Origin of the sequence: Halomonas gemina (genome assembly GCF_023554995.1) — a bacterium.
Taxonomy (GTDB): domain Bacteria; phylum Pseudomonadota; class Gammaproteobacteria; order Pseudomonadales; family Halomonadaceae; genus Halomonas; species Halomonas gemina.
Map to the genome: position 1 here is coordinate 1 of NZ_JAMJPK010000027.1, position 473 is coordinate 473.

The following is a 473-nucleotide window of genomic DNA, read 5'->3' on the forward strand; positions in this document are numbered from 1 at the left end:
GGCTGGCACCGATATAAAGTACGCTATCGTCGATGATAAAGCCTTTAAAGTGCAGAACACCAAGGGCTTCACGAGTATTGATTGGAACGCCATAAACCGGAACATCTACGCCCGGATTTTCCTGCGCCATGTGGCAGTACCAGTCAGCGTTAGTGTTAGATGCCGCAGCGCCAATGCGTCCACGTTGTGCACGATGCCAGTCGACCAGCACCCGCACATCCAGTTCCGGACGCTGCCTTTTAGCCTCATACAACGCGTTCAGAATGCCTTTGCCACCGTCATCCTGTTCGAGATACAGGGCGACAATGCAAATGCGCTGCTTCGCGCTGGCTATTTTTTCCAGCAGCGTCTCCCGGAAGTCGGCGGGAGCGTAAAAGAAATCGACATCATCAACTGATTGAGAAATCTTGGGTAGTTGGGCAAGGTGTTGTTGATGTTTATTACGCTTAAATTTTGACAACATCACAGTGCAT

1 protein-coding gene is annotated in these 473 nt (G+C 50.5%); it reads right to left on the minus strand.

What is annotated here, in order from left to right:
- Window positions 1-473: phospholipase D-like domain-containing protein (locus M8009_RS18890; RefSeq protein ID WP_250064024.1), on the minus strand; the 473-nt coding region annotated here is incomplete at both ends.